This is a genomic window from Pseudomonas sp. MAFF 730105 (assembly GCF_055380705.1).
The window spans coordinates 2,670,050-2,683,782 of sequence record NZ_AP018438.1 but is presented as its reverse complement, the minus strand read 5'-3'; the positions used below and the strand labels follow the sequence as shown (position 1 = coordinate 2,683,782).

9 protein-coding genes are annotated in these 13,733 nt (G+C 62.2%); all 9 read right to left on the bottom strand.

Translation table 11 applies throughout. The annotated features are described in order from the left end of the window. From PCOSP_RS12055 to bcsE, 9 genes are read right to left on the bottom strand one after another with little or no spacing between them, the layout of a single operon-like run. Window positions 1-3,225: a cellulose synthase subunit BcsC-related outer membrane protein gene (locus PCOSP_RS12055; protein ID WP_464711410.1), complete on the bottom strand. Its 3,225-nt coding sequence runs from the start codon at window positions 3,223-3,225 to the stop codon at window positions 1-3. After that, window positions 3,213-4,328, bottom strand: coding sequence for a cellulose synthase complex periplasmic endoglucanase BcsZ (gene bcsZ / locus PCOSP_RS12050; RefSeq protein WP_464711409.1), 1,116 nt, complete (start codon window positions 4,326-4,328; stop codon window positions 3,213-3,215). Before bcsZ ends, PCOSP_RS12055 begins: the two co-directional genes overlap by 13 nt. Then, entirely contained in the window at window positions 4,328-6,598 is a 2,271-nt protein-coding gene (gene bcsB, locus PCOSP_RS12045; RefSeq protein WP_464711407.1) for a cellulose biosynthesis cyclic di-GMP-binding regulatory protein BcsB, read from the bottom strand. Before bcsB ends, bcsZ begins: the two co-directional genes overlap by 1 nt. After that, complete coding sequence (bcsA, locus tag PCOSP_RS12040; protein WP_464711405.1) at window positions 6,595-9,186, bottom strand: UDP-forming cellulose synthase catalytic subunit; 2,592 nt, start codon at window positions 9,184-9,186, stop codon at window positions 6,595-6,597. Before bcsA ends, bcsB begins: the two co-directional genes overlap by 4 nt. Next, a complete protein-coding gene (gene bcsQ / locus PCOSP_RS12035) occupies window positions 9,183-9,905 on the bottom strand; it encodes a cellulose biosynthesis protein BcsQ (RefSeq protein WP_464711404.1) in 723 nt (240 codons plus the stop codon). Before bcsQ ends, bcsA begins: the two co-directional genes overlap by 4 nt. Further along, window positions 9,902-10,126, bottom strand: a complete 225-nt coding sequence (gene bcsR, locus PCOSP_RS12030) for a cellulose biosynthesis protein BcsR (protein ID WP_434702700.1) — start codon at window positions 10,124-10,126, stop codon at window positions 9,902-9,904. The genes bcsQ and bcsR overlap by 4 nt, the downstream gene beginning before the upstream one ends. After that, entirely contained in the window at window positions 10,123-11,742 is a 1,620-nt protein-coding gene (gene bcsG / locus PCOSP_RS12025; RefSeq protein WP_464711402.1) for a cellulose biosynthesis protein BcsG, read from the bottom strand. The genes bcsR and bcsG overlap by 4 nt, the downstream gene beginning before the upstream one ends. Further along, the gene (gene bcsF, locus PCOSP_RS12020) at window positions 11,735-11,929 is read right to left on the bottom strand and encodes a cellulose biosynthesis protein BcsF (RefSeq protein ID WP_208666893.1); all 195 of its coding nucleotides are present in this window, start codon (window positions 11,927-11,929) and stop codon (window positions 11,735-11,737) included. Before bcsF ends, bcsG begins: the two co-directional genes overlap by 8 nt. Continuing rightward, entirely contained in the window at window positions 11,926-13,476 is a 1,551-nt protein-coding gene (gene bcsE / locus PCOSP_RS12015) for a cellulose biosynthesis protein BcsE (RefSeq protein WP_464711401.1), read from the bottom strand. The genes bcsF and bcsE overlap by 4 nt, the downstream gene beginning before the upstream one ends. Window positions 13,477-13,733 lie beyond the last annotated feature (257 nt).

The window sequence follows — 13,733 nt, the reverse complement described above, 5'->3', positions numbered from 1 at the left end:
TCAGCGCATTTGCGCATAGGGTAAAATCGGCTCGAGCGGCAAAGGCAGGTTCCCTTGCCAAGGGTCAAAGGTGTATCGCAGGTACAACAAGGCGCGACTCGGCGCGTAGTCTTCACTGTGCTGCCAGGCCAATCCGCCGCCCAGTACGAGGTGATCCGAAAGACGGCGCTCGACCAGGCCTTGCAGGCGAATGTTGGCGCCGCTGGTGGAGCCTGCGGCTTTAACCTGGTTCACATCCTCGGCGCTGAAACCTGCCTGCTGCACGCTGCTCAGCCAGTTCGCCCCGGCCCCCTCCAGGGGATAGAGTTCACTGGCCTGGGTGGTCGCATAGGCCCAGCCAAGCGAACCTTCCAGCCGCACCGACCAGTCGGCGTTGCGCCAGGCGTAATCGAGTGGAATACCCAGCGAGTAATAGTGCTGCGGGCTGTAGTAGCCACCCTGCCCCAGGGTGAACTCGCTCAGATCCTTGTCATAACCCCAATACATAAGCGTCAGGCCGGTCTGCAGACGCTCGTCGGCCCGTTGGATCAAGTTGTAGTAGTAACCGCCCATCGCCGAACGACGGTTGTTATTGGCGACGTTCTCGCCTCGCAACCAATGCGCGCCAAGACTGGCCCAGACACCGTCCACCGCGCTGGTCCCATGGCTCAGGTCAAGGCGCAGGCCATTGGCGGTGACGCCGCCCCAGCGAACGCCGCTGACGGGATCGACGGTTCCGGCGTGGGACAACAGCGAATCGCTCACTGGTCGGCGCGAGGCCGTGAGTGTCCAATTCACGCTGTTCCAGTCACTGGCAAAGCTGACCCCGCCCAACCAGTTCGCGACGGGGAAGCCTTCGGCTGAATGGCCGATGTCCACGGCCCAACGCTCGTCCCGCCATCCGATTGCCAGTGTGCTGCCACGCGCACGTTGCGTCTCGCCCGGGCAGCCGTCGGGTAGCTGAGCACCGGTTGCACGATTGCGCAGGCGCAGCGCACAGGTACCGAATCTTTCGCGATGCAGGCCGTCGGCATCGGTGTCGAAGGCCCCGGCATCCAGATCGATGTTTTCGGCCTGGACAAAGCCTCGGCCTTCGGCCACCGGTGCGTCGATGCGCAGGATCGAGGTCTGCGCCAGCAAGTCAGAGACACCCGGCGTGGTGTTGTCGGAGCGCCAGGCGATGTCATGGTAGAGATGGACCGTCGGATTCTGTCGCTGGTACACGTCCTCGACTCCCCGGCGCAAGCTGCGCGGCAGCCAGTCATCGCTGTCTTTCTCGCGACTGGCCAGGGTCAGGGCGTGATCGTCCCGTGGGCTGGCCTGGGCGGGGGTCAGCAGGCCGGCAGCCGCCATGCCACGGGCGTACTGATCCAATGCTGCTTGGGGTTGTTGCCTGGCCATCAACCGGGCGCCGTCGCGGTAGATCAGCGGATCGTTTTGCGGTGTGTTCAGCAATGACGCGAACAGGGCATCGGCCTTTTCCGGATGGCCAACGGCGGCCCAGGCATTGGCCAGGCGTCGCCGGTGATCAGGACTCGCGACCGGTGCCACAGCCGTTTGCTCCAACCGCTGCTGTGCCGGCTGCATTTGACCGTCGGCGATCAGGGCTTCGATCAAGCCCAACTGCGCCTCGGCGTTCTGCGCATCGCGCTGCAATGCTTGGCGATAATAGGTTTGAGCCTGGGCCCGGTCACCGCGCTGCAATGCCCAACTGGCGACTGTCACCAAGTCCTGGCTGTTCGGTCGCTGCAACAGTAGGGCTACCGCCTGGACTTCCTGACCGGCATCGTGCAGCACTTTGGCTCGCGCCAGCAGCAGGCGGCGTTGCAACTGACTGGCCAAGTCCTGCATTGACTGAGTCCAGGCGGATCGTGGGATCCGCGTCAGTGCGCCCAGCGCCTCGCCGTCCCGGCCGTTGGCGTTCAAATACAGCGCCTGGGCGTAACGCGCCTCGGGATGGTTTGATTGACGCTGCATCAGTTGGCTGAAGGTGTCCTCGGCCGCGCCACTCTGTCCCAGCGCCTGCTGGGCCTTGGCCAAATGAAAGGCCAGCCAGGGGTCGTCCCCATCGAGCGTCCGGGCCTTGAGCAGCAGGCTGTTGACCTGCGCCCAATCGGCCCGTTGCGTGGCGGCATCGGCCTGGGCTTTCAAACGCGCGAGCGCGAGGCTCTGGCGCAACGCCTGGAATTCGCGCTGCTGCGCAGGCGACAACCCATCGAGAAAGGTCTCAAGCTGCTGTGGTGAATGGGCCTGGTACAGACGGACCAGTGCCCATGATGCCCTCGCATCACCCGGCCGTATTGTGTGGGCCTGCTGGTACGCCTTCTCGGCCTTGATCAGCTCCTTGCGCCGCAGGGCCTGGTCACCCTGGCGCAACAATACTGAATAATGGTCGGCGGTCTTCGGGCCTTGCTTCCGACGTTTGGCCGCCGCCTGCCAGGCTGGATCGGCCAAGCGCTGTTGCTGAAATTGCAACTGCTCGAAGGCTTTTCTCTTGAGAGGCGAATCGGGATAATGAGCCACAAAATCCTGCCAGCCGCGCACGCTGTTCGGGCTGATGGGCAGACGGCTCAGGTAGTTGTATTCCTGCTCGGCGGCGTCCTTGCTCGCCAGTGGATCAGTCGCCAACCGATGCAGGATCGCCAGGCCCTCTGCGTCCTTTTTCTGCGCGAACAGCAGGTTGGCCATCACCAGTCGCAGGCGGATATTGCCCGGATACTGACGATCCAGTGCCTGCAATTGGTCGATGGCCGTTGCCCGCTGCCCGGGCATGCCGCTGCGTGCCTGCCAATACTCCACGGCGCTGGCAAGATCCGGCGGGGCATCGCCAAATAGCTGCCGGTACACTCCGACCGCCTCTTGGGCTTTTCCCGCCGCAGCCAATTCTCGCGCCTGATGCAAGCCTTGTTGCCCAATTGGGCTTTGCAACGTGAACAGGCTTTGGGCCTGGAGCACCTCCTGAGAGCCTGGTGCCTGGCGCTGCAAGGTCGCCAACAAGCGCGCGGCCAGCGGCTGATCCTGTTGCAGCAGTGCCTGGCGGATCCCGGCGACCAGCACTCGTGGCTGCTCGGGGGCAATCAGGTTCAGGCGCGCCAATGCGTCACGGACCAGGTCTTCACGATAAAGCGCTTCGCCGGTACGCATCTGCTCCAGAAACCGCTGCTGCTGATCAATTGGCGTGGCGGCCTGGCTTAGCACCGGCCCACACAGACATCCCAACAACGCCCATCCCGTTACTTTTTGCATGCGCCCGCCCAGTTCGGTAGCAGACGTCCGTTCTTGTCAAATCGATATCGCCGCTCGTCCCAGCCTTGGCCGAATAACAGCAGCGAGCGGTTGTAATAAGCATCGGGCGCGGGCGGTTCCTGGCGCAGCCGTTCACGCTGTTCCTTCAGTGCCTCAGCGCTGTCGGGCGCGCTGGCCAACAGGGGCAGCAGCGCCGCGGAAAAGCCCACGGGACCCTTGCCGGTGTCGGCCCCGGTGCGGGTGTCGAGCATTTCCGGCACCGCGCCCAGACGCGTGACCTGCGCCAGCATGGGGTGGAAATGCTCAAGCAACTCACGCCTTTCTGACGCATCCTCGGCCAGCATGCCGAGCCATAGATAGACCCTGATCGCGTCGTAGCTGCCCTTGGCCCCCGTCACGCTATCGACTGCCCAGCCCTGCCCGGCTCGCCACAGTAACCAGTCGGGGGCCAGCCCCAAGGGCGAGCCCTCCACCAGCAAGCGCTGCGAGTTGACGGCGAGCTCACGCCAGATCGGCGCAACCTGGGCAAAGCGTGCCAGCAGTTGCGGGGGTAGATAGCTGGGGTTCAGCCGCCAACTGTCGGCGCTGTCAAAACCCTGCCCTCCCGGGAGTAGCATCAGGCCCAGCCCTGGCACATTGCGCATGTTTTGCGCCGCATTCAGCCAGAGCATATTGAGCCCGAGCTTTTCATAGGCGGGTTGGCGCCAGAGTCGCCCCGCCTCCAACAGGCTGTAGGCAATCCACAAATCGGAATCGCTGGCATTGTTGGCATCGAGCACCTTCCACTGGCCTACCGGGTCGCGGCCCCACTGCCAGGCCGGTAATCGACGAGACAGGTCGCCGCCGGCGAGGTTGTCCTGGGTCCAGCTCAACAACCGGGCAAAGCTCGCCCGGTCATTGGCCACCAGCGCAAAGAACAGACCATAGCTTTGCCCTTCCGACGTGGTGACCCGTTGCTCGGTGGAGGGGTCGACGACCCGGCCTTCAGGGCTCACCAATGCCTGCTTGTAGGTTTCCCAAGTCGGCCAGTCACACTGCGTCGCACTCACCGGGCCAACGACACACAGGCTCAACAGCAGCGCCAGACAACCTCTGACTTGCATTATTGTTGCCCCATCAGCCGCCGCCGGGCCACCCAGCCGAGCGAGCGCCACAACGCGAATGCAATGAGCAGTACGATCAGCACCACCGTCATCGCCAGCAACACCGGATGCTCGGAGAGCTGGAACCAGAGCAACAACCACCACGGCAGGTGTCCGACGAAGTACTGCTCGCCAACCTGGCTGCTTTCTACGCCGCTGCTACGCAGCAGCGCTACGGAACCCGCCACGGCGTCCATCTTCGCGCTGTCAGCGAGCGTATCGCGCAGCAGTTGGTAATCGGCGTCGGTACTGGCCAGCAGTGCAACAATGCTGCGCTGCTCATGGAACGGTGATTTGAGCCCGACGAAGGCGGCAATCGGCGCCTGTGCGGAGACCTCGACCCGATGAGCCGGCTGGCGCCTGATGTCGTTGAGCTCACCGGCACGCGCCGACGAACCGTTCAGAGCCTGGCTGGACGGTTCCAGCAACCAGTCGTGGAGCTGATCGAGCATCAGGTTCGTGTCCGCAATCTCGCCGACACCGGCTCCCACCCCTCCCAACACCAACAGGTCGGCATCCGTGCGGGTCGCCAGGCTCCAGTCGGCGGACAGTTGCAGGCCCAGGGCCGGCGCCCCGGAGCGGGCACTGATCGTCGCGAGGGTTTCAAGCAATGTACTGATCTGCACGGCGCTGCCTTGGGCCGGCACCATGACCAGCGTTTGCGACAGATCGGCCATACGCGTGAATGGGAAGCCGCTGCGGGCAAACGCCTTCAGGTCCGGCATGGCAATGAAATGGTGATAGCCGGACAAATCGATCATCGAGGCTTCGTCAATTACCGCCTGATTACTTGCCGGCAACGTCGTCTGGCAATGATCGCGTTGGGCGCTGCCAAGGGTGCTGGCAAAGTTGAAGTCGAAGCGCAGGGTGTTGCGCTCGCCGATTTTCAGCGCGGGCACCCACACCTTCTCATCGGGATTGGCTGGGTCGGTAGACAGCACCGCCAGGCGCAGCTTTTGCAGCTTCGAGCTATCACCGCTTGGCAATGGCAAGCTGCTGATGAATTGATCATTGAGGTTGATGTTCAGCCGCGACTCATCGGTGACCACGCTGGGTGTATAGCGATAGTTGATTTGCAACGGGACCCCTTGGCTGCGCCAGACAAACAGATCCGGCGGCAGGTTGAGATCGACGCTAATCGGCGCCGGACGCAAGCCGCTCGCCTGCAACTGCCCGGGATAGGCGATCAACTCGGCGAAGCGAACCGCGCGGTCGGTGCGAATCCAATTGGGTGCATCGTAGGGTTGCCGGGGCTGGAGTTGCTGCACTTTGTCCACCGTCACCCGCGAACCGCGCAACAGATCCCCGCCCAGCGCCAATGCGCGGGCAGCGACCAGCAGATCCTCATCATCGCGACCGAGCACCAGCAGCACCTTGCCGTGAGGCGCACGCGGGTTGTCGATCATTTGCAACACCGGTGCCGCGACCTTTGGAAACTGCTCCAGGTCGGCCAGGAACGGCGGGCGACGATCATTGGTGGCGAAAACAATCGCAGGCGTGGCGCCGGTCCCGGCCTCGGGCAGACGGTCGAATAACACCGGAAAACGCATGCCACGCCAACCGGCCTTGCTGCCGAAATAAGACGCTAGGACACCCGCCGCGCGTTGCTCGCCCAGCGTTGGCGATGCCGCAAAAACCATGCTTAGACTCGGTTTATCCTGGCCCCGCGAATCGAAGAACGGCAAGGGGAAATAGGCCAGGTCGTTCTGCAGCGACAACGCCTGCTCGTGCAGTTCGATCTCGCTGCGACGGCCGATATTGACCCATAGCGCGTTGTTGGCCGGGTCCTCACAAACGTCAGTGTAATGGCCGACGAACTCCAGGCGCACCCGATTGAAGTCGGTGATCAACAGCGGGTCCAGCGCCACGTCGCGGAAAGTCTTGCGTCCCAGCTGTTCTTTCTCGATAGGCAGCACACTGACGAGCACGTCATTGAGGTAAACCCGCAGGTGTGACAACACCGGCAGCAACGCGGGCGACGGTGTGAACTCCAGCCGCAAGCGGGCGTCGCTGGCGATGCGGTCGCGACGCAACGAAAACTCGATCTGCTCGCTGTCATGAATGCCCAGCAGCAGGTTGTCGGCGGCGTGCCCCAACTGAGCGAAATTGTAAGTGTTGCTCCAGCTCGGGACCGAATCGAGCGGCGGCGTTGCGAGGCCTTGAGCCTGTGCGCCGCCAAGGGTCAGGAGCGCCAGGCCGGCAACCAGGGATTTACTGAAATAGCGACTCATGTAGGGCTCACTGACCGAGAAGAAGATGAAAAAAATGAGGACGGCATCCGCGGCAGGTAACTCAACAGCCAGCCCACCAGGCGCAGCGGCGGTCCGGCCACGCGGCGGACCCACGAAGGCAGGTATTGGTAGAGTTGGAAGTAGCCCTTGGCACCGAGTTTGAAAATATCGATCAGGCTATGCAGGGGCCTGTCCGGGACATAGTTTTCACCCCAGTTCAACCAGGCATCGGCACGGGCAAATGTGCACTGCACAAAATCGATTTTTTGCCGGGTGGACAGCTGGCCGAAGTTGATGCCAACGAATTGCTTTTGGCTGCGGCTGACCAGACCGGGAAACAGGAACTCCCGCGAGTCACGTTGCATCAGCAACGAAATACGCCCGCCAACCGGCAGCGACAACGGCACGTAGATCTGTACGCCGACACCGCCATCGGAATAGTCGAGTAGCGTGCCTGGGTACGAATGGCCGCTGTCCAGGCGCACCGCCACCGGTAACCGGGTCTGCACCCGATGCGTCTGGCGCACCTGGCGAACTTCGGCCGCGACCGCCACCGCCGCACCGAGGATCAACAGGTTGTAGATCACCCACAGCGAGCTCACCAACACCGTGCCGACCTCATTGGCCGGCCCCGTGGCCAACCGCCAACAGGCGAAACCCAGCCCCGCGATGTTCAGGCCCGCCAGGACCAGATAGGGCCGGGCGATTTTCCAGTCGAACCGGTCGTACTCCATCAGACCACCCTTGGAGGTGACGTTGAAGGTGCCTTTGTTCGGGCTGAACAGCGCCACCGTGGTGGGCCGGGCGATGTACCAGGCCAGGACGGTCTCATAGACCTCGCCCCAGAACGTCTGCCGATAGCGACCCTGCATGCGCGAGTTGGTCAGGCTGGCATGGATCATCGGCGGCAACACGTACAACAGGATCATCAACGCCGGGGCATAGATGATGTAGGCGTGCAGCAGCAGGAAAGCCAACGGCGCGACCAGAAATATCAACCGCGGCAAACCGGCGAGAAAATGCATCATCGCATTGGCGTAGCAGATCCGCTGGAACACCGTCAGGCCCTTGCCCAGCAAAGGGTTGTCGGTACGAAAAATCTGCGCCATGCCTCGGGCCCAACGGATGCGCTGACCGATGTGGGCGGACAGACTTTCCGTCGCCAGGCCGGCCGCCTGGGGAATGCGTACATACGCCGAATTCCACCCTGCGCGATGCAGGCGCAAGGCAGTATGGGCATCCTCAGTCACGGTCTGCACCGCGAATCCACCGATCTCATCCAGCGCCGAACGCCGCAGCACCGCACAGGAGCCGCAAAAGAAAGCGGCGTTCCACATGTCGTTGCCGTCCTGGATCAAACCGTAGAACAGTTCGCCCTCGTTCGGCCTGTTGCGAAACACCGACAGGTTACGTTCGAAAGGATCCGCGGACAGGAAGTGATGGGGCGTCTGGACCAGCGCCAATTTGGGATCGCGCAGGAACCAGCCCACCGTCAACTGCAGGAACGAGCGAACCGGCATATGGTCGCAATCGAACAGGGCGACCAGTTCGCCGTCTATGCGACCCAACGCGTGGTTGAGGTTACCGGCCTTGGCATGGCGATTGTCAGGACGAATGATGTAGCCGACCCCGACCTCGGCGGCAAACTGGCGAAAGGCTTCGCGCTTGCCGTCGTCCAGGATATGGATCCGCAGTTTTTCTTCCGGCCAGTCGATGCCCAGGGCGGCGTACACGGTGCCGCGCACCACCGAAAGATCCTCGTTATAGGTTGGAATCAACAAATCGACGGTCGGCCAGTGCCGGGTATCCTCCGGCAACTGCGCCGGCTCACGGTTCAGTGGCCAGCAGGTCTGGATGTAACCAAAGATCAGCACGATCCAGGAGTAAGTCTCCGCCGCCAGCAGGGCCAGGCCACAGGCCAGATCCAGGGGCTGATCCCAATTCAGCGTCGAGGTGTAGCGCCACCACAAGTAACGGCAGGAGACAATGGTGGACAACACCACCATCAACAAGGTCGCGAAACGCCCGGGCATGCCGCGTACCAGCATGGTCAGGCCCCAGAGCAAGAGTCCGAAGACCAGTTGCTCCACATAACCGAACGGTTCAGTGATGCACAACACCGTCAGCAGAACCAACTGGGCGACCAGGAAACCGCCGAGCAACCATTGGCGGTGCCGCTCCAGGCCTTTCCACCAGTGGACACCTTGGGTGACTCGCGAGTGATCACGAATACGTTGGGTCTGCTGTTGGAGCGCATTGCTCAGCCGCAGCCACACCGTCCGATTCAGGGCGACGACCCTCGTCCACCCGCTAAACGAGTTCGACCGCTGCTCTGGCGCGACCGGTCGTATCAGCAGCAACCAGACGCTTTGCAGGACGTAACGCAACGGATCGCCGAGACTCGGCGACTTGTCGACCAACTGTGGATACCAGCGTTGGCGCTGGTCCAACAACTGGCGCCAGGCGGCTGACTCCAAGCGCAACACCAACCAGGCCAGGACGCTCGCCAACGCCAGCAGCAGCGCAACCAGTAGCCCGCATCCGTGCTTATCGCGCAAGTACTGATAAGGGAAGCAGCGGGCGATCATGCACCCTCCCCTTGTCGGGTCTGGCACCATATCGCCAGGCTGAGCACGTCCTGCGCCACCAGGCTGCCCGGCGCATAGCGGCCCACCGGCTGCTTGCAGGCCAATGCTTCGCGCATCGCTTCATCGCTGTGCACGGTCACCGGCAGCAGCCGCGCATCATAGTGTTGGCGCCAGATCAGCATCAGGTCGCGTTGAATCTGACTGGCCGGGTCGAACCGATTGAGCAACAGGTAATCGGCCATTTCCTCCTGCTGTTGCAGCAAGACATGACAGGCGGCATCGGCTTCTATCACCTGAATATGCAATTGGCAGGACACGGCGCGGCCAAGCCAGGGCATGCGATGGGGCAGATCAAACAGTACCCAATCGAAATGCTCGGCCAAGGCATTCATGCGCCTGTGCCAGAGTCCGGGCTGATGGCTTAACTCCTGTTCCAGACGCCTCTGGTCGGCCCTGAAGAGTCGACCATAGGGCAGCACACTCAAGTTCGGCGCAAGGCTCCAGAACTGGCCTTTCCAATCCTGGCCATCGAGCAGCGCCCGCGCCCATCCGTCCGTCTCCGTGACGGCCAGGTTGAAGTGCAGGCGCAGCAGATTTTCCGGACACATGTCCACCAGCAGCACGCGCTGCTCCAGGGTGTGCAAGGCGTAACCGAGGGCCGCCAGCAACGAACTGCTGCCAGCGCCACCCCGCAGTCCGTGCAAACCCAAGGACGTCACGTTGCCACCTCCGGCTCGTCTTGGCGCGCCAGCGAAACCCGCGCCCCAGGCGCACGTTGCGTCTGCTCGAATTCGGCGAGCAACGGCCAGCGCTGCAACGCACGGCGCAACTCTTTCTGAAGCGAGACGTCGACATACGTCAAGGCGGGCAATTGCAACTCGGCCTTCAATCGAGCGATGTCATCGGCCCGCTCTGTGCGCGACAGTAATCTGATGCTCATTTGGACATCGCCCGGTAAGGCAGCCATGCGTCTTTCTCCCTGATCCGTACATAAGGCGTTGCGGCGTAATCCAGCACTACGCTGTTTTCGCTCTCGGACACCCACGAGGTTTGCGCCAAGCCTTTCAGCAAAGGTTGCAAATCCGGCAACTGATTATCAGAGCGAGAAGGCGAGGCATGTAGTCGGTCGATGATTTGCGCCAAGGCCAGGTAGCTGCTCGGTTCGCTGATGTGCAAAGGGGTGGAGCGCGGATTGCGCCCCATGCCGATCAGCTTGATGCCGACGGGCACCCGGGTGATCGACGGGCCGGGTATCTCACGCATACCGGGGAACTGCATGCGGTCGCCGCGCAGGGCCGCGCCGCGATCCGGCACCATCACCACAACCACGGGACGACCGCTAAGCGCCAGTTGTTCGATAAAACCGTTCAAGTCGTCCAGCAGCGTCTGGGCCCGTGCTTTGTAGCTGGCGCGACGGCCCGCACCATCAGCCGTCACGAGCCGGTTGCCCTCATGCAAAGTCAGGGTGTTGTAGAACAGCGCCACTCGCTGGTCGGGTTGCGCTTGGCGGTGCTGCCACCAGAGGTCCAACACCTCGCCATCGCGCAACACCGGTGAGCCGTCTGGCCCCGCCAGCACGGGCGACAAATGGCTGACATTCATCTCCGGTTCCGGCAACGCGCCCAGGGTTTGCACCGCGTTTAGAAAACCCTCGAGCTGCCCGGTGTGATTGAGCAAGGTTTCACCGACGAAACCTTGCCGACCCAACGCGTCGAACAGCAGGCAAGGCTCGTTGGCAGGGCTATACAACTGGCTCAGAGGCGTCTGGCCGCACCCAGCACGCAACAGCCGAAGCGTGGCCGGTACCCGCTCGGAGGCGGCCGAGTTGAAGTGGTCGAACAGCACATCCATTTGCCGCAACAACGGGTGGTCGCGCAAACCGCTGAAATCCAGATCGTCCCAGGCCATGGAGTCAATATTGATCAGCACCAGGTCGAAGGGCTGCGTGGCAGAGGTCGAAGGCGCGAATGTCACCCGTCGCTCGGCCTCGGCGCGGTAGAACTGCCGCAGATAGGTGTCGACAGTTGCGCTCGTTCCTACGACCGCATCCCCCGACACGCTGACCGGCGTGGTGCTCGGCTCGTCACTCGGGTACAACGCCAGCAGGTTGGCACAGCCCAACCAGGCCAGCCCAACCAGGCTCAGCGTGGTCATGCGCAGCCAGGGCTGGACAAACAGATACGCCACCGCCAATAGCAGCAACCAGCCAACGAGGTTCCAGTCGACCAGACGCTCGGCCAATCCCAAGAGATGACCGGAGAAAAAATCCGCCACCGAAGGCCATTCCATCCAATTGTTCAAAGGTGGCAGCCAAGTGTCTTGATAGAACAGCGCCACCGCTGCCGGCACGGCGATCAGCCGACGCCCGTTCACACTGAAACGGCTGTTCAGGGGCAACAGCAAAAACGCCGCGAACAACAGATTGGGCAGAATCTGAACGTTCAGGTAGCCGCCCCACTGCAAGGCTAGCTTGACCATGAAATACAGGTTCCAATGACCCAGGCCGGGCCAGGCCCGCACGGTGCTTGCCGGGATCGCGGACACGAGCTTACTCATGCGGCGTACTCATGGGCCGACGCGTCGGTGCGCGTTGGGGCATCCGGTAAGGCTTCAAATAACGTGGCGGCAGGAGGCTCTGGAGCCAGTCTCGCCCCTGGCGCCAGAAACCACGCAACAACAGGGCCAGCGCCAACGTCAAAAAGCTGCTCGCGGCAATGATTTGGAGTAATTCGTAATAGCTCATTCGCAGTAGTCCGTGATCGCCAAACGGGCTCGCTCTGGCAGGTAGGCACCCATTTCGGCTCGTGCTCGCGTCGCTGTCTCCGCTCGGTCCCGGGCCAGGCACAACGTGTCCGGCAGACTCGCGGCGTCATGGAAGGCGGCTTGCGGCAAATCATCCAGTTCGGCAAGAGGCTGGCAGTCGCTGAACAGAGTGCGCCATGGCAGGCGACAGATATTGCCCAGCGCCGATTCCAGGCCATCGTTGCGGCAAGCGAACAGAAACAAATAGAAAACGCCATCGACCACGGTGGCTATATCGCCAAAGCGGCGCAGGTTGATCTGGTGCAGGCATTGTTCGATCGTCAGCGCCGGTCGCGGCTGCAACCGCAGCAATTGGTGCTCGACTTCGCCAGAAGCACCGCCATAGATCTGCTCCAGCGCCGAGAGAAACTCCCGGGGAGCCAGCAGACCGCGCGTCATCGGCGCACGCAAGCGTGCGAGCAATGACTCCAGGTCACGGCTCGCTCGCCTGCGACGCCAAACCTGGCCCTGCACGCTGTCGACCAGACTAAAGAACCGGGGCAACGCGTTGCCAAAGGGCACGATGATGTTCGCTCCACAGGTCATCAACAGGCGCTCATCGCGATAGCGCAAGCAAGGCTCCATTTCCCGCACGATGATTTTCAGTGCCGTACCGCAACGTTGGCGCAACGCGTATAGATCACGGGCCAGCGCTTCTACCTGCTGATCACTTTCGACAGCGACCATCACGCTAGCGGCTCGGGCCTGAGCGGCCTGTTGCAACAGATCGATACGTCGCTCGAACACGCTCCACTGTTCCGATGGCGCCGCAGCACCTTCCAGCACGGTGCGCTGGGCAAGATAGATGCGCTGGTCATCTGTGCGTGTGGGGGTTGGACTAGCCTGCTCGGCCTGGGCCAGGCCAAAGCCCGTGGTGTTCCGCTCGAACTCGAACTCCCGAGCGCCGCAAACGCCTTGGTCGTTGTGCCAGAAGTGCGATTGATAGTGAATGCCGCCATCGCGCCGGTACAACTGCGCCAACCCGGACAAATACTCATCGAGACGAACCAGCTCGCCATGCAGCCGCGGAGCCTGTCCATGGCACAACACCAGAAGCGTGCACCGGTGCTCGCGCAACCAGCGCCGCATCCCCTCACACCACCGCTGCAGGCTCGCCGCGTCGAAGGCTTGCCAACTGGTTGCGGGCAACATCAGCATGAGCAGGCTGCCAGACCTCGTTGCCGCGCGCCTCAACTCGGATGGCAGCGACTGGAGCGCCAAATGGATATCGGTTTCGGCGACTTCGAACAGCTGCGAAGGGCCTGTCGAGGATCGATCATCCAGGGCACTGATCAATTGCTCCGGAACATAACCACTCCACACCAGGGTCGCCCGGTGTTGTGCAGGTAATGCCCTCAGCCCTTGTAGCACCAAGGTCTCGGTATCGCCGACGCGGTCGACGTTGACCCAATACAGTCCGCCCGAGCGCATCGATAGCTGCTCATCCGGCATGTCCCGTATGGCTAAGCAAACATGACTCAAACCCACACTCCTCCACGTCAGCGCGCTGAGTGAGTCACTCGTTCAATCCCAAGAAACCATGAACCGACATCCAAGCCATTCGAATGAACCAACGCATCAATGACACCATTGTCCGTTCCGCACGGAAAACAGCGATGTCATAACAATGGCGCATTGTGCGGATCGCGCGAGGTATCACCTATCGGTGAAGGCTGATTTTAAATAGGCATTTTGGTGGTGTCGGTAGGGCGGCCCCTACCCGAATCAGATCACCCACGCGGCCG

Bases quoted from the DNA above. Each gene is read 5' to 3' on its own strand.
- bcsR (WP_434702700.1), bottom strand. From the start codon at position 10,126: ATGAGCATCAGATTACTGTCGCGCACAGAGCGGGCCGATGACATCGCT.
- PCOSP_RS12055 (WP_464711410.1), bottom strand. From the start codon at position 3,225: ATGCAAAAAGTAACGGGATGGGCGTTGTTGGGATGTCTGTGTGGGCCG.
- bcsA (WP_464711405.1), bottom strand. From the start codon at position 9,186: ATGATCGCCCGCTGCTTCCCTTATCAGTACTTGCGCGATAAGCACGGA.
- bcsB (WP_464711407.1), bottom strand. From the start codon at position 6,598: ATGAGTCGCTATTTCAGTAAATCCCTGGTTGCCGGCCTGGCGCTCCTG.
- bcsF (WP_208666893.1), bottom strand. From the start codon at position 11,929: ATGAGCTATTACGAATTACTCCAAATCATTGCCGCGAGCAGCTTTTTG.
- bcsZ (WP_464711409.1), bottom strand. From the start codon at position 4,328: ATGCAAGTCAGAGGTTGTCTGGCGCTGCTGTTGAGCCTGTGTGTCGTT.
- bcsG (WP_464711402.1), bottom strand. From the start codon at position 11,742: ATGAGTAAGCTCGTGTCCGCGATCCCGGCAAGCACCGTGCGGGCCTGG.